This window comes from Mesorhizobium sp. B2-5-13 (assembly GCF_006440535.1).
In the GTDB taxonomy this organism is placed as follows: Bacteria; Pseudomonadota; Alphaproteobacteria; order Rhizobiales; family Rhizobiaceae; genus Mesorhizobium; species Mesorhizobium salmacidum.
The window spans coordinates 1-14,326 of the sequence record NZ_VFUI01000025.1; the positions used below are offsets into that span (position 1 = coordinate 1).

Consider the following 14,326-nt stretch of genomic DNA (forward strand, 5'->3'; position numbering starts at 1 on the left):
CCCGGCTGCTGCACCGAATGGGTGGCGTCGAAGATCACCGGGGCGCCGATCTCGGCCATGACAGGCAGAGCGCGCATATCCGACACCAGTGTGTTGTAGCCGAAAGAAGCGCCACGCTCGGTGGTCAGCACATTGGCATTGCCGGAACCGGTGATCTTGGCGACCACGTTCTTCATGTCCCAAGGCGCGAGGAATTGCCCCTTCTTGACATTGATGACCTTGCCCGTCCTTGCGGCGGCGACCAGCATATCGGTCTGGCGCGACAGGAAAGCCGGTATCTGCAGCACATCGATATGCGGAGCAACAATCGCGCACTGCTCCTCGGTGTGGACATCGGTCAGCACGGGAAGCGAGAATTCCTTGCGCAATTCATCGAAGACGGGAAGCGCGGCGTCCATGCCGGCACCACGCGTTGCCGAAAGAGACGTGCGGTTGGCCTTGTCATAGCTCGTCTTGTAGACGAGGCCGATGCCGAGCCTGCCGGTCAGTTCCTTCAGCGCACCGGCCATATCGAAGGCGTGCTGGCGCGATTCAAACTGGCACGGGCCGGCGATCAGCGCGAGGGGCCCCGCATTGTCGAAGACGACATTGCCGACGGTTACCGACGAATTGGGCGCCAGGGGGTTGCTCATTGGATCTCCCGAAAGATGAAAGCCGCGCCCTGCCCGGGTGCCGGCCGCACGATGATGTCATTGCCCGACATATCGTGTTCGATGGCATTGGCCGCAAGCAGGCTTGCGGCGGCGTCAATGTCGCGGATCGAAAAAACCACGGCGGCGAAGCGCAACTCTGATGGCGCCCCGGCCGGCATTCCAAAGCGCGCCGTGAAAGAGGCTGCGTCCAGGACGGTCAAGATCGCGTTCGGCAGATGAAAAGCGCCGCCTTGGGTATCGGCGGACGGGTCGTTGACCGCCACTGAAATCAGCCGGTGCTGCTCGGCTGGGGCGCCGCCGCTGATTGCAATCACCTCGACAATTCCGTCGACGCCGTTGGGGTGAGCCTGCAATGCTGCGCGGTCCACTTTCGGCGCATTGATGCGCTGGCAGGTAAAAAGAAATGCGTCCGTTTGGCCGTGAGCCGCAGCAAAGGCGAGCTTGAACGAGGCCGTATCGCTTTTGCCCGCCGCGTCGGTGAAGGTTCGCGAGAAGCTCAGCGTGTCTCCCGCCGACAGGCCGGCTTTGACATAGCGTTCATGGTCGCCATCGGCATTGTCCGTGCCAAGAACCACCGCGGAAAATCCCTCGTTGCCATGGCTTTCGCGATAAAGGCGGTCGCGCGCAACGAAGACATTGCCCTCGGCAGCCGCCTCTGTCGCAGCCTGTTCACTGCCAATCGCAAGCGGCTCCAGATAGGTGCCGTCAGCAAGGAAAACGCAGCAGTTTTCCGTGCCAAAGGGATGGATGCCGGCCGGAGCGACGACGAAGCCAAGCGCGTCGAGCCGGGCGCGCGCGGCATCGAGGCTCTGTGTCGGCAAAACCAGATGATCGAGCGGATGAATGCCTGATGAGGTCATGGAAGCGCGATGTGCATCATTCGGAAGATCCGTTCAAGACCTTGGTCGCCGGCGGCGGCTCGTCGCGCTGGACGAATTGCGGGCCTGGCGGAAGGCCGTCAACCTTACCGGCGGCCTTCACATGCTGTCCGGTTATTTCACGGGGCGCCGCGAACGGCACCTTCTGGAGCAAGCGCTGGATCAGCTTCCGGCCACGACATCAGCGGAATAGCGCAGTTCGCGCATTGGTTTGACGTTGCTGGTGGTCTGCGCATAGAGCGGGTGCGCCTTGTAGGCGGCCAGCGCCGCGTCATCGGCGAATTCCGCGTAGACGACGACATCAACTTCATCCGACAGCGGGTCGACCTTGGTGTTCAACGTGACCTCGAAAAGGCTGGAATGAGGAATATCGCCGAGCGCCAGCAGCCCGGTGCGAACTGCTTCCACATCTTCCTTGCGCCGTGCGCTGAAGAAAACGATATGCCGGATCAATCCCGCCTCCTCGATCTGAATGTCGGGGTCTTTTGTGACGGCGGTCTCCTCGCGTCAACCGGTCATGGCGCCACACGTCCCTGCGACGCGCCTCGATCGGTGCTGGACCTCAGCTGCCAATTTGAAGGGGATGTCTAGGTCTTGCCGGTGACGTAGCGCACCGCATGGGAAACCTCCCTGACCGTGACGTCGAGATACCGGCCCTGATTGTAGAGGCCGTCCCAGATCAGGAAGAACGCGATGGCGGCAATGACAATTACATAACGCATGGCTAAAGCTATCGTACTAGCACTGCTGCTGCCATAGGCGTTTTTGATTGGGCTGCAGCGACCTTACGCAAGGCGTCAGATGCCGGGCGCCGCGTGGCACGGTCCAGCTTTCGGCATGCCTCTTGAAGTTCCCCCTCATGACGTGGAAGATTGTGGCAGGCATTCACTGGAAGCGCTGAAGCTCTGGCTAAGGGGCGCGCTTTCGTTCGAGCCCGCCTGTCGCCGGATCCGCAAGCTACCGGTCGAGGCAAGGGCGTTCGAACCCGGCGGATGATCCAAGGGAACCGTAGCTCGGCAATTGCGCCGACGCCACGGAGATCCAGGGGCATGGAATGGGACACGGGGAACATCACGGCATAGTGCCGAGCGAAGCGGTCAGGCTCGATGAATTCAATTTCGCCGAGATCGTCAAGGGCCTGCCGGCCAAGGCGCGCATGGTGCTGTCGGCGGCCATGAGCCTGCCGCGCGGATCGCTGAAGGTCAGGATGCCGGACGGCCGCGCCGTTCTCGTCGGCGGCAAGGCGCCGGGTCCCGACGCCGAACTCGTGCTCAAGAACTGGCGTCTGCCAGGCCGCGCCTTTTCCGGCGGCACGATCGGCGTTGCCGAATCCTATATGGACGGCGATTGGGAAAGCCCTGACGTCACCAGCTTCCTCGAACTGTTTGTGGTCAACTCGGCGATCGGCGAACGCGTCGCGGGCGGCGCCAGCTGGCTCATCAACACGGTCCAGCGCATCCGCCACTGGTTCAACGAGAACACCCGCACGGGGTCGAAGCGCAATATCTCGGCGCATTACGATCTCGGCAATGCCTTCTACAAGGAATGGCTCGACCCGAGCATGACCTATTCCTCGGCGCTTTATGCCAATGGCGCCAACGATCTCGAGAGCGCCCAAGCCGCCAAATACCGGGAGCTGGCCAGGGATACGGGCATAAGTGGCAAGGATCATGTGCTGGAGATCGGCTGCGGCTGGGGCGGCTTTGCCGAATTCGCGGCGCGCGAAATCGGCTGCCGGGTTACCGGATTGACCATCAGCCGCGAGCAGCACGATTTCGCCAAGGCACGCATCGCCAAGGCCGGGCTTGCCGACAAGGTCGACATCAAGCTGCAAGATTACCGCGATGAAACCGGCACTTACGATCGCATCGCCTCGATTGAGATGTTCGAGGCTGTCGGCGAGAAATACTGGCCGGTATTCTTCTCCAAGATGAAGGCTTGCCTGAAGCCCGACGGCACCGCGGGGCTGCAGATCATCACCATCAACGAAGCCGCCTACGACACCTACCGCGCCAGGCCGGATTTCATCCAGCGCTACGTCTTCCCGGGCGGCATGCTGCCGACGCCGTCCATCTTGAAGTCGCTTGGCGCAACGCACGGCCTTGCCCATCTACGCGAACGCGTTTTCCCCGAGGACTATGCCCGCACGCTTTCCGAATGGCGCCAGCGTTTCCGGGGATCGTGGGAAAAGATCGTGCCGCTCGGCTTCGACGATCGTTTCAAGAAGCTCTGGGAATTCTACCTGCATTATTGCGAGGCCGGTTTTCGCACCAGCTATATCGACGTGCGCCAGGTGGTCTACAAGGCGTAAGGCTGGCCAGGCTGACAGCGGCTTTTCCACGGATGCGCTGGATCTTGTCATGCCGGTGATCAAGGGCGATCCGCGCCGCCCACCCTCCAAAGAGCTGACTGGAGGCCTGGGGATGCGGCCAAGACTGACCGCATCCGGCTTTGACGGCCTTATCAGAGAAAAATGCGATATCTGGCAAAACCAGCTTCGCCCTCGCCGGCAGGCTCGATCCTCAGCGACTTCACATCGGCAATGAAGTCCTTTGCCTTGACGCCTGTCTCGAAGACGACGCTGGCTCCCGGCAACGGAGCGAACGACCAGTTGCCATCCGCCGTCGGGTTGACGGTGCCTTGGCTGATGACGTAGCGGACGATGACGTCGCGGTTGGTGTCAGGCGCCTCGTAGATGATCTTCGAGGCATTGATGTCGGGAAAGTTGCCACCGCCGCCGGCACGATAGTTGTTGGTCGCAACGATGAATTTCGCTGCTGGATCAATCGGCTTGCCGTCGAATTTCAGGTCGACAATTCGATTGGAACCGGCATTGGCGACGCCGCCCTTCGAATCGTATTTCGGCGGCTGCGACAGGTCTATCCTGTAGCTGACGCCATCGATGACATCGAAATTATAGGAGGGGAATTCAGGGTCGATCAGCGGCTGGTCAGCCTTCCCTGCCTCGATCTTTTTGAAGATGCCGGCCGACATCTCCAGCCATTCCTTCACCTGCGCACCCGTGATCTCAACCGCGCGAACCGTGTTCGGATAGAGATAGAGGTCGGCGACGTTCTTGATTGCGATGTCGCCCACCGGCACGTCGGTGTAGTAGTCGGCGCCGCTGCGCCCGCCAGCCTTGAAGGGCGCCGCCGCCGACAACATCGGCACGTCCTTCCACTGGGTGCTCTTCAGGATATCCTTGAGATACCAGCTCTGCGCCTGGTTGACGATTTGCACCGACGGATCATCGGCCACCAGCGCGAAATAGGAATAGAGCGGCGCCGAGGTCTTGCCGACAGGGCGGCGCACATAGGCGAGCGTCGCCTCGTGGTCCTGCTCGACAGCGGCAATGATGCGCTTGTCGTCCGGGACGATCGGCTTGTTCTTGTTGTCGACACGCTCGAAGATCGGCCGCGCCTCCGATGTCCCCGAGACCACTTTCCACTTCGACCCGTCGCGTTCCAGCATCAGGTCGATCAGGCCCATATGCGAGCCCCAGAAACCGCCCATGACGGCGGGTTTGCCTTGCAGCGTCCCCTTCTGTGCGTCAACGCCCTCTAGCGCCTGGAAATCCTTCTTGCCGGGGAAGACCAGGTGCTGGTGGCCGGTGAAGACCGCGTCGATGCCTTCGACGCCGGCGACGAAGAACGAGGCGTTCTCCATCATGTCACCCTGTTTGACGTCGATGCCGGAATGCGACAGCGCGATGACGATATCGGCACCCTCCTCCTTCATCTGCGGCACCCAGGCCTTCGCCGCCTCGACGATGTCGCGCGTCTTGACGTTGCCTTCGAGATTCTTGAGGTCCCAGATCATGATCTGGGGCGGTACGAAACCGATGATGCCGATCCTGATCGGCTGTTCCGCGCCTGACCCGTCCTTAATCTTCTTGTCCAGGATTATGTAGGGCTTGAGGTAGAGCTTGTCGTCGCGCGGGTTGGCGGCAAGCTCGGTGCCCCGGATGAGATTGGCGCAGACGAACGGGAAATTGGCGCCGGCCAGCACCTTGTCCAGAAAGGACAGGCCGTAGTTGAATTCGTGGTTGCCAAGTGTCGAACACTCATAGCCGAGCAGGTTCATGCCTTTCATGATCGGATGGAGATCGCCCTCCTTCAGGCCCTTCTCATAGGCGATGTAGTCGCCCATCAGATTGCCCTGCAAAAGGTCGCCATTGTCGATCAGCATCGAATTCGCGGCTTCCTTGCGCACGGCGTCGATCAGGGACGCCGTGCGCGACAGGCCCATCGTGTCATTGGCTTTGTCGGCGTAGTAATCATAGGGCAGCACGTTCACATGGATATCGGTGGTTTCCATGATTCTCAGATGCGCCTGGTTGGCCTGCGCACGGGCGGAGAAGGGATGAAGCATGATCAGCGCCCCTGTGGCAGCGGCCCCCGCAAGGAGACCACGGCGAGAGACGGGATGGAGCAGTTGCGACATGTTTTCTCCTTACTTCGACGACCTGACAAGCCCTGCCCCGAGGCGAACTTCGCGCTGAAACCGGCTCAAGTCCACTCAAGAAGTCGCGCGCATCGGCACGCCAATCCATCAGCTACAGATGACGGCCCGATGAAAAGCGCGGTGAAGAAAGTCAGCTCCTGTCGTCGTCGCCCTGGGTGATCAGCCGGGCGCTGCGCTGGCCTGTGACGTAGATCCATAGCCAGCTCAGCGAAACCGCAAGCCGGTTGCGGAAACCGATCAGGAAATAGATGTGGGCGATGCCCCAGAGCCACCAGGCGAGCCAGCCGGTCAGCTTGATCCAGCCGAAATCGATCGCGGCCGCGCGCTTGCCGATCGTCGCCAGATCACCGGCATGCTTGTAATGGAAAGGCCGCGGGCTCGTGTCGCCGGCAAGCCTGGCCTTGACGGTCGCGGCAACATGCCGTCCCTCCTGCTTGGCGGAAGGTGCCACGCCGGGCACCGGCCGTCCGTCGGGCCGCAGCACAAGCGCTGCGTCGCCGATGACAAAAATTTCCGGGCTGCCGGGCACACTGAGATCAGGCTCGACCAAGACCCTGCCGGCTCGGTCCGCCTTCGCTCCCAGCCATTCGGCGGCGGGCGAAGCGGCAACGCCGGCTGCCCACAGGATCGTGCGTGCCGGCAGAACCGTGTCGCCAAAAACCACGCCTTCGGCATCGCAGCGCGTGACGGCCCGGCCAAGCTCGACCACAACACCAAGCCGTTCCAGCGCCTTCCCGGCATAGTCGGAGAGCGTCGGCGCGAAATTGGCCAGAATGCGGTCGCCGGCCTCGATCAGCACCACGCGCGTCTGGCGCGTATCGATGTTGCGGAATTCGCCGCGCAGCGTGTCATGCGCCAGTTCGGCAATGGTTCCGGCAAGTTCGACGCCGGTCGGCCCGCCGCCGACGATGGCAATGGTCAGCAGCGCCTGGCGCCTGGCGGGGTCGGGTTCCCGCTCCGCCTGCTCGAAGGCCAGAAGAATGCGGCGCCGAATGGTGGTGGCGTCCTCCAATGTCTTCAGGCCCGGTGCGAAAGGCTCCCATTCGTCATGGCCGAAATAGGCGTGGCGCGCGCCGGTGGCGAGCACCAGCGTGTCGTAGGCGACGGTGCTGCCATCGTCGAGCAAAACACGTTTGCCGGCCCGGTCGACTCCCGTGACATTGGCCAGCAGCGTGGTCACATCCTTGCGCTTGCGCAGGAGATGGCGGATCGGCCAGGCAACCTCCGAGGTCGCCAGCGCCGTGGTTGCCACCTGATAGAGCAGCGGCTGGAACAGATGATGGTTGCGCTTGTCGATCATGGTGATGCGCACTGGTACACCGGCCAGCGCGCGGGTGAATTCAAGGCCACCGAACCCGGCGCCGACGACGACGACATGGTGTCTGGCATCGCTCATTTCGTTCACCCTTGATGGGCAAGATTGCCTGCCTAGATGTAGTATTTTTGTGCAATGCAACAATGGCAGGACAGTGCGCGAGACTCGTCGTGCCATGTCGTGAATGCGCATGTTGTATCGTATCGCGAGGTATAGCGTCATCGAACGCGAGATGAGGTGAGGCATGGCTAAAGATCATGACGAACAGGGTCCGGCACAGTATGCCTCGCCACCCTGCTTCCTGCATGAGCTCGATCCCGCGTTCCAAGCACCGCTCAGCGACTGGACCGACGTCAGGCGCTGGCGCAAGGCCGAGCGTGAGCGTCTGATCGCGGCGCGCCTTGCCGTTTCCGCCGAAGCGCGAACGGCAATGTCGCAACGCATCGCGGAAGGCCTCGAGGCAGTGATCGGTGGCGTAGCAGGCCGGATGGTCAGCCTCTACTGGCCGTTTCGCGGCGAGCCGGATTTGCGGCCATGGATGGCGTCGATCAACGCGCAAGGCGGCCGCACCGCGTTGCCCATCGTTGTCGAAAAGGGTCAGCCGTTGATCTTTCGCGCCTACAAACCGGGCGACCGGCTGGAGAAAGGGGTGTGGAACATCCCGATCCCGGCCGAAGGCGATCCGGTGCTGCCGGACATCGTGATCTCGCCCATTGTCGGCATTGATCCGGCAAGCTATCGGCTGGGCTATGGCGGCGGCTTCTTCGACCGCACGCTGGCCGCCATGTCGTTCAAGCCACTGGTCATCGGCGTCGGCTACGAATTGCAGCGCATCGCCACCATCTATCCGCAGTGGCACGACATCCCCATGGACCGGATCGTGACGGAGGCTGCCACGGCGTAAGTTAGAGCCCGTTTCGAAGCTCGTTCATGTGAGTCATATGGAGGTGTTTCGAGAACCGGAGCGCAGCGGACATTTGGGTCCGTGAGCACCGGAGCGCAGAAAACGCCTTCAGATGGCCATAGGAACGAGGTTTCGGTCGGGCTCTAAGCCATTTCCGGCTTCAACCCCATGGCCGTTCGGTCGACGATTTCGCGCAAGGCGAAGGACGAATTGATCTTCGTTACGTGCGGCATCGCCGACAACCATTCCTTGTGGATGCGCTCGTAGTCGACGAGATCCTTCGCCGCGATCCTCAGGATATAATCGTACTCGCCCGACATCAGGTGGCACGACAGTACGTTCGGACAGCGTTTGATCGCCGCTTCGAAGTCCGACAGCGTCTTCTCGAACTGGCCGGAGAGCGATATGTGGACGATCGCCGTCATCTGGTGGCCAAGGGCTGCATTGGACAGCCGGGCGTGGTAGCCGCGAATGGTTCCGGATTTTTCCAGATTGTCGAGCCGGCGCGAACAGGCCGACTGCGACAGGCCGACCTTTTCGGCAAGGGCCGCGTTCGGCATTCGGCCATCCTTCTGCAATGTCTCCAGAATGGCGATATCAATCCTGTCGAGCGGCATTCTTCGTGATTCCTGCGAATATCGGTACATTTTTCGCAACGATTATCGAAGGACGCGCGCTCCTGCAAGCGCATTCGCAAACACCTGCGCGCCGATTCATGGTTCACTGCGTCCATACAGGGAGTGAGCCCAAAAGGGCCCGGATCAGGAGAAGAAAATGCGCGTCGGCTGCCCCAAGGAAATCAAGAACCACGAATACCGTGTCGGCCTCACGCCGGGCTCGGTCCGCGAATATGTCGCCCATGGCCATGAAGTTCTGGTCGAGGCCGGCGCGGGCGCCGGCATCGGCGCCGATGACAATGCCTATCGCGCCGCCGGCGCCACCATCGCCAAGACGGCCGCCGACGTGTTCGCCAAGTCGGACATGATCGTCAAGGTCAAGGAGCCGCAGCCCAATGAGTGGGTACAGCTGCGCGAAGGCCAGATCCTCTACACCTATCTCCACTTGGCCCCGGATCCGGAACAGACCAAAGGCCTGCTCGCTTCGGGCGTCACCGCGGTTGCCTATGAAACCGTGACCGACGATCGTGGCGGGCTGCCGCTTCTGGCGCCGATGTCGGAAGTCGCTGGCCGCCTGTCGATCCAGGCCGGTGCCACGGCGCTGCAGAAGGCCAATGGCGGCCGCGGCGTGCTGCTCGGCGGCGTGCCCGGCGTGCTGCCCGGCAAGGTCACCGTGCTCGGCGGCGGCGTTGTTGGCCTCCACGCGGCCCGCATGGCCGCCGGCCTTGGCGCAGATGTCACCATCATCGACCGCTCGATCCCGCGTCTGCGCCAGCTCGACGACCTCTTCGCCGGCCGGGTCCACACCCGTTACTCGACCGTCGAGGCGCTCGAGGAAGAATGCTTCTCGGCCGACATCGTCGTCGGCGCCGTGCTCATCCCGGGCGCTGCCGCGCCGAAGCTCGTCACCCGCGAAATGCTGTCCGGCATGAAAAAGGGCTCGGTACTGGTCGATGTCGCCATCGACCAAGGCGGCTGCTTCGAGACCTCGCACGCGACCACCCATGCCGAACCCACCTACGAGGTCGACGGTGTCATCCACTACTGCGTCGCCAACATGCCTGGTGCGGTGCCGGTCACTTCGGCCCATGCGCTGAATAACGCAACGCTGCACTATGGCCTGCAGCTCGCCGACAAGGGCCTGAAGGCCCTGGTCGACGACCATCACCTGCGCAACGGCCTCAACGTCCACAAGGGCAAGATCACCAACCGCGCGGTCGCCGAAGCGCTCGGCTATGAACTGGTCGAGCCGAAGGCAGTGCTCGCGGCTTAATACACCCGAAAGCTTCCTTCAGTCCCCGCCGGCTCAAACCGGCGGGTTTTTTCTTGAGCGATCGGCGCAGGCAACAAAAAAGCGGAGCCAAAGCCCCGCTTCCTCGATATCGAGATTTGCCGCCGGTTCATCCGCGGTCGGCCAATCGATCGACAACGGCTTTCTAGCGCGTCCATGCGACAGCAGTGCGACAGAAGCTTTCTATCGGCAATCGTTGCATCTCATGCGCGCTCGATACGGCACTGGTAGCAATTGTTGCGCGCCGAGCGGACATGCACATAGGCAATGTCTTCACGCTCGAACAAGGTCTCGGCTCGTGCGGCAATTGCTTGGGTCGGGATGACGCCACCGCTACCATAGACGATACGATCATCGCTGCCATAGCCGCGCACGATATAGTCCGGGCTATCGAGAATCTCCGGCGGCAGTCCTGCCCCGGCGGCACGCTCGCACTCCTGGGCATGCAGGAAGATCGGCCCTGTTTCAGCGTAGGGCTGAGGGTTCGGAAATGGCCGGTAGGCGAGGATTAGGTAGACATCCCCGGCGGCGATATTCCTAAGGCAATGCCGGCAAGGCATGCCATCACCGTCAGAGATTTTCCGCTCGGGCGTGTGGCCATAGGCATCGGGACCGCCGCGCTGCAGGGCCCTTACATCTTCGGTCGGCAGAGCTGTGAACTGGATGGTCATGGCAAGATCTCCGCTGCTGTCGACCGGAAATTACCCGCTCGCGACAGGGCTTCCCACCCGATTCCCGCCAAGCATCTGGGAACCGATCCGATGTGAGGTAGGTCCCGTAGACCTTCCATGGGATCCCCGGCATCTTCAGACATAAGCCGGCTAATCAGTGCGACAAATCACTTGAAATCGTCGAAGCGGCGGTTCAGATTCCGGCTGGAGTTACGGCCGCATGACGCTGGCCGAGCGCTCGGCGAAAGGTAGGGGATGCACGACCTCTTTCTTCTGAGCGACCGGCTTGAAACCGAGCTTCTGGTAGAGCGGCAGCGCTGCGGGGTGGTCGAGCGTGCAGGTCTGCACCGTCACCCGTTTCGGCCCATACGACCACGCCGCCGCAATCGCCGAGCCAAGGAACCAGCGGCCGATGCCTTGCCCGGTGGCGTGTTCCATCATGCCGAAATAGGCGAGTTCGACTTCCTCGGGCAGATGCGGCTTGAGGTCGAAGAAGCCTGCCGGCGAACCGTCGAGATAGAGCACCCTGATGTCGCGATCCTCGCGGTGGATTCCGGCCGACAGCTCGTCGTCATTCAGCCTTAGAACATTCACCCAGTGCCATTTGCGCCCCACCCGGTCCATCAGGTAGCGGTAGAAATGCAAGGGAATATCCCTGGTCTTCAGCAGTGCGACCTGACGGTTGTAGGGCACCGGTGGCGAGGCGGCCTGTGGGGCATGCATCTCCAGAAAAGTCACCGTGACTTCAATATCCTGCAGCACGCCGTTTTCCATCAATTCATTCCTTGCCGGTCTTCGCTGGGCCGGTCACGACCGGCGTATCGGACAGCCCGCCCCACTCGGTCCATGAGCCGTCATAAAGCCTGTTGTCGGTGTGGCCAAGCGTCTCCAGCGCCAGCGTGACCACCGCAGCGGTGACGCCGGAGCCGCAGGATGTGACCACTGGTTTGGACAGGTCGATACCGGAGTTCTCTATCACCTTGCGCAAACGGTCCTTCGGCAGCAGCCTGCCGTTTTCGGAAAGCGCCGAATAAGGGATGTTGCGTGCGCCCGGCATATGGCCGGAGCGGATGCCAGCGCGGGGCTCGGGCTCGGCACCGGTAAAGCGGCCTGGTCCCCGGGCGTCGGCAATCTGGCTTGCTTTCGTATCGACGATCCTGCGCATGTCGGCCAAACCGACGACGCGACCGGCATCGAAATCAGCATGAAAGACGCTTGGCGCGATCTTGGTCGGCTCGGCTGTTACCGGCCGGTCGGACGCCTTCCAGTTGTCGAAACCGCCGTCCAGAATATAGGTCTGGAAGACGCCCATGATGCGGAACATCCACCATGCCCGGGGCGCCGAGAAGAAACCCGGGCCATCATAAACGACGATGGTGTCATCGGCCGAAACGCCCATTGAGCCGACATACTGGGCGAAATGCTGCGGCGATGCCAGCGTATGCGGCATGGCGGCGTCGGGATCCGAAACGGCATCCTGGTCCAGGAAACGGGCGCCTGGAATATGGGCAGCATCATACTCGGCGCGCGCGTCGCGTTTTTGCGCCGGCAGATACCAGGAGGCATCTATGATCGTTAGGCCCGGCTGGCCCAAGCGCTCCTGCAGCCAGTCGGCGTCGACGGTGAAAGGACTGTCTTCGGCCATTTTCTCTCCTACCGCCTTTTGACGGTGTCTGTCTGTTCAGTTCGCCGGCATGGGGCCGAAGCGGATGCGGAAGCGCCTGTTCTCCCGGCCTTTCTTCTCGATCTTGCCGATGTGGATCTCGCCGATTTCGCCGGTGCTCTTCACATGCGTGCCACCGCAGGGCTGGCTGTCCACCGAGGCGCTTTCGCCGATGCAGACGAGGCGGATATTGCCCGTGCCAACGGGCGGTCGGACATTCTTGGATTTCACCAGGCCGGGATTGGCGGCCAATTCCTCGTCGCTGATCAGCCTGGTGAAGATGCGATGATCAGCCCTCACCAGGTCCATCATGCCGGCAGTCACATCTTCCTTGGTGAAGCTGGCGTCCGGAATGTCGAAATCGACACGGCTGTCGTCCTCGGAAACCGCCGCACCGGTGATCGGGAACGGGCAGACGACTGTCAGCAGGTGGCAGGCAGCGTGCATGCGCATCAGCAGGTGCCGCCGCTCCCAGAAGATTGCCAGCTTCACCCGCTCGCCAACGGCCAGTGCCGCCTGCGCGGGCGCCGGCACGTGGATGATCTCGTCCTTGGTTTCGCCTGTAATCGTGGCGGCGATCTCGATGCGGCTGCCGTCGGCACACTCCAACGTGCCGCTATCGCCCGGCTGGCCGCCAGAGGTGGCATAAAAGATCGTCCGGTCGAGGATGATGCCGCCGCGCTCATTGATGGCGACGACCGTGGCGTCAGCCGTCCTGAGATAGGCATCGTCGCGAAACAGCGCTTCTGTCTTGTGCGCCATCACGCGACCTTTTCGAACGGCACCGAGATCTTGCTCTGCAGTTCCATCCAGCCCGGCACAGGAAGCTTCTTGTCGCGCAGGAATTCCGGGTTGAACAGCTTCGACTGATAGCGCGTGCCGTAGTCGCAGAGGATCGTCACGATGGTGTGGCCCGGGCCCAATTCCCTGGCCAGCCGCATCGCGCCGGCAATGTTGATGCCAGTCGAGCCGCCGACGCACAGGCCTTCCTCCTGGATCAGGTCGAAGACGATCGGCAGCGCGTCCTCATCCTTGATCTGGTAGGAGAAGTCAGGCGTGAAGCCTTCGAGATTGGCGGTGATGCGCCCCTGCCCGATGCCTTCGGTGATCGAACTGCCTTCGGACTTTAATTCGCCGCTGGTATAGAAGCTGTAGAGGGCGGCGCCGAGAGGATCGGCGAGCGCAATCTTGACGTTCTTGCTCCTGGCCCTCAAACCGAGCCCGACACCGGCCAGCGTTCCGCCCGAACCCACCGCCGAGACGAAACCGTCGACCTTGCCGCCGGTCTGGGCCCAGATTTCCTCGGCCGTGGTACGGATATGACCATCGCGGTTGGCGACATTGTCGAACTGATTGGCCCAGATGGCGCCGTTCGGCTCAGTTCTCGCCATCTGCTCGGCCAGCCGCCCCGACAGCTTCACATAATTGTTGGGGTTCTTGTAAGGCACGGCGGGCACTTCGATCAGTTCGGCGCCGAGCAACCTGATCGTGTCCTTCTTTTCCTGGCTCTGCGTATCCGGGATGACGATGACCGTGCGATAGCCGAGTGCCTTGGCGACGAGCGTCAACCCGATGCCGGTGTTGCCGGCCGTCCCCTCGACGATGACACCGCCCGGCTTCAACAGGCCACGTTGTTCGGCATCGCGGATGATGAACAGCCCGGCGCGATCCTTGACCGACTGGCCCGGATTCATGAACTCGGCCTTGCCCAGGATCTCGCAGCCGGTCTCTTCGGAAGCTTTATTGAGGCGGATCAGAGGCGTGTTGCCGATCGCGTCGATCACAGAACGGGGCATTCAGGATTCCTTGTGTACGTGCGCCGAAACCCTAGAAACCCAACGCTTCGGTTTCAAGGCAAGAATTCGTCTGG

At 62.0% G+C, this 14,326-nt stretch carries 15 protein-coding genes; 3 read left to right on the forward strand and 12 right to left on the reverse strand.

What is annotated here, in order from left to right; translation table 11 throughout:
- From kdsA to FJ434_RS30535, 4 genes are all read right to left on the reverse strand, one after another.
- Positions 1-632, reverse strand: a 632-nt coding sequence (kdsA, locus tag FJ434_RS26145) for a 3-deoxy-8-phosphooctulonate synthase (RefSeq protein ID WP_140796818.1), incomplete at its 3' end; no start/stop codon positions are given.
- A complete protein-coding gene (locus FJ434_RS26150; protein ID WP_140752445.1) occupies positions 629-1,513 on the reverse strand; it encodes a VOC family protein in 885 nt (294 codons plus the stop codon). The genes FJ434_RS26150 and kdsA, both read right to left, overlap by 4 nt.
- 180 nt (positions 1,514-1,693) lie before the next feature.
- Positions 1,694-1,984, reverse strand: coding sequence for a Dabb family protein (locus FJ434_RS26155; protein WP_027145608.1), 291 nt, complete (start codon positions 1,982-1,984; stop codon positions 1,694-1,696).
- 134 nt (positions 1,985-2,118) lie between these two features.
- Positions 2,119-2,253 (reverse strand): hypothetical protein, encoded by a 135-nt coding sequence (locus FJ434_RS30535; protein ID WP_263489212.1) that lies wholly within the window; start codon positions 2,251-2,253, stop codon positions 2,119-2,121.
- Between the two features lie 332 nt (positions 2,254-2,585).
- Here FJ434_RS30535 and FJ434_RS26160 point away from each other — a divergent pair, with 332 nt between their 5' ends.
- Positions 2,586-3,842, forward strand: a complete 1,257-nt coding sequence (locus tag FJ434_RS26160; protein ID WP_140711517.1) for a cyclopropane-fatty-acyl-phospholipid synthase family protein — start codon at positions 2,586-2,588, stop codon at positions 3,840-3,842.
- A gap of 152 nt (positions 3,843-3,994) precedes the next feature.
- On the opposite strand, the gene FJ434_RS26165 is transcribed toward FJ434_RS26160, so the two are convergent.
- Complete coding sequence (locus FJ434_RS26165; protein WP_140752447.1) at positions 3,995-5,974, reverse strand: bifunctional 2',3'-cyclic-nucleotide 2'-phosphodiesterase/3'-nucleotidase; 1,980 nt, start codon at positions 5,972-5,974, stop codon at positions 3,995-3,997.
- A 151-nt stretch (positions 5,975-6,125) separates the two neighbouring features.
- Positions 6,126-7,391, reverse strand: coding sequence for an NAD(P)/FAD-dependent oxidoreductase (locus FJ434_RS26170; protein WP_140752449.1), 1,266 nt, complete (start codon positions 7,389-7,391; stop codon positions 6,126-6,128).
- Positions 7,392-7,554: 163 nt separating this feature from the next.
- On the opposite strand from FJ434_RS26170, the gene FJ434_RS26175 reads away from it, so the two are divergent.
- Positions 7,555-8,214 carry a 5-formyltetrahydrofolate cyclo-ligase gene (locus FJ434_RS26175; protein WP_140505244.1) on the forward strand — a complete coding sequence of 220 codons (660 nt, stop codon included), beginning with the start codon at positions 7,555-7,557 and terminating at the stop codon, positions 8,212-8,214.
- Positions 8,215-8,357: 143 nt separating this feature from the next.
- On the opposite strand, the gene FJ434_RS26180 is transcribed toward FJ434_RS26175, so the two are convergent.
- Positions 8,358-8,831 carry an Lrp/AsnC family transcriptional regulator gene (locus FJ434_RS26180; protein WP_015317948.1) on the reverse strand — a complete coding sequence of 158 codons (474 nt, stop codon included), beginning with the start codon at positions 8,829-8,831 and terminating at the stop codon, positions 8,358-8,360.
- Positions 8,832-8,988: 157 nt separating this feature from the next.
- Here FJ434_RS26180 and ald point away from each other — a divergent pair, with 157 nt between their 5' ends.
- Positions 8,989-10,104, forward strand: coding sequence for an alanine dehydrogenase (ald, locus tag FJ434_RS26185; RefSeq protein ID WP_140752451.1), 1,116 nt, complete (start codon positions 8,989-8,991; stop codon positions 10,102-10,104).
- A gap of 221 nt (positions 10,105-10,325) precedes the next feature.
- Here the strand turns inward: ald and FJ434_RS26190 are convergent, their stop codons facing one another.
- The 5 genes from FJ434_RS26190 to FJ434_RS26210 form a co-directional block, all read right to left on the reverse strand.
- The gene (locus FJ434_RS26190; protein ID WP_140752453.1) at positions 10,326-10,793 is read right to left on the reverse strand and encodes a DUF1203 domain-containing protein; all 468 of its coding nucleotides are present in this window, start codon (positions 10,791-10,793) and stop codon (positions 10,326-10,328) included.
- Between the two features lie 210 nt (positions 10,794-11,003).
- Entirely contained in the window at positions 11,004-11,567 is a 564-nt protein-coding gene (locus tag FJ434_RS26195) for a GNAT family N-acetyltransferase (RefSeq protein ID WP_027145601.1), read from the reverse strand.
- A 4-nt stretch (positions 11,568-11,571) separates the two neighbouring features.
- Positions 11,572-12,438, reverse strand: a complete 867-nt coding sequence (sseA, locus tag FJ434_RS26200) for a 3-mercaptopyruvate sulfurtransferase (protein WP_140505242.1) — start codon at positions 12,436-12,438, stop codon at positions 11,572-11,574.
- Positions 12,439-12,474: 36 nt separating this feature from the next.
- On the reverse strand, positions 12,475-13,218 hold the full coding sequence (locus tag FJ434_RS26205) for an alanyl-tRNA editing protein (protein WP_140752455.1): 744 nt from the start codon (positions 13,216-13,218) through the stop codon (positions 12,475-12,477).
- Positions 13,218-14,252 (reverse strand): cysteine synthase A, encoded by a 1,035-nt coding sequence (locus FJ434_RS26210; protein WP_140505239.1) that lies wholly within the window; start codon positions 14,250-14,252, stop codon positions 13,218-13,220. Before FJ434_RS26210 ends, FJ434_RS26205 begins: the two co-directional genes overlap by 1 nt.
- Positions 14,253-14,326: the final 74 nt, after the last annotated feature.

Bases quoted from the DNA above. Each gene is read 5' to 3' on its own strand.
- FJ434_RS26160 (WP_140711517.1), top strand. From the start codon at position 2,586: ATGGGACACGGGGAACATCACGGCATAGTGCCGAGCGAAGCGGTCAGG.
- FJ434_RS26150 (WP_140752445.1), bottom strand. From the start codon at position 1,513: ATGACCTCATCAGGCATTCATCCGCTCGATCATCTGGTTTTGCCGACA.
- ald (WP_140752451.1), top strand. From the start codon at position 8,989: ATGCGCGTCGGCTGCCCCAAGGAAATCAAGAACCACGAATACCGTGTC.
- FJ434_RS26205 (WP_140752455.1), bottom strand. From the start codon at position 13,218: ATGGCGCACAAGACAGAAGCGCTGTTTCGCGACGATGCCTATCTCAGG.
- FJ434_RS26195 (WP_027145601.1), bottom strand. From the start codon at position 11,567: ATGGAAAACGGCGTGCTGCAGGATATTGAAGTCACGGTGACTTTTCTG.
- FJ434_RS26210 (WP_140505239.1), bottom strand. From the start codon at position 14,252: ATGCCCCGTTCTGTGATCGACGCGATCGGCAACACGCCTCTGATCCGC.
- FJ434_RS30535 (WP_263489212.1), bottom strand. From the start codon at position 2,253: ATGCGTTATGTAATTGTCATTGCCGCCATCGCGTTCTTCCTGATCTGG.
- sseA (WP_140505242.1), bottom strand. From the start codon at position 12,438: ATGGCCGAAGACAGTCCTTTCACCGTCGACGCCGACTGGCTGCAGGAG.
- FJ434_RS26175 (WP_140505244.1), top strand. From the start codon at position 7,555: ATGGCTAAAGATCATGACGAACAGGGTCCGGCACAGTATGCCTCGCCA.
- FJ434_RS26190 (WP_140752453.1), bottom strand. From the start codon at position 10,793: ATGACCATCCAGTTCACAGCTCTGCCGACCGAAGATGTAAGGGCCCTG.
- FJ434_RS26170 (WP_140752449.1), bottom strand. From the start codon at position 7,391: ATGAGCGATGCCAGACACCATGTCGTCGTCGTCGGCGCCGGGTTCGGT.
- FJ434_RS26180 (WP_015317948.1), bottom strand. From the start codon at position 8,831: ATGCCGCTCGACAGGATTGATATCGCCATTCTGGAGACATTGCAGAAG.
- FJ434_RS26165 (WP_140752447.1), bottom strand. From the start codon at position 5,974: ATGTCGCAACTGCTCCATCCCGTCTCTCGCCGTGGTCTCCTTGCGGGG.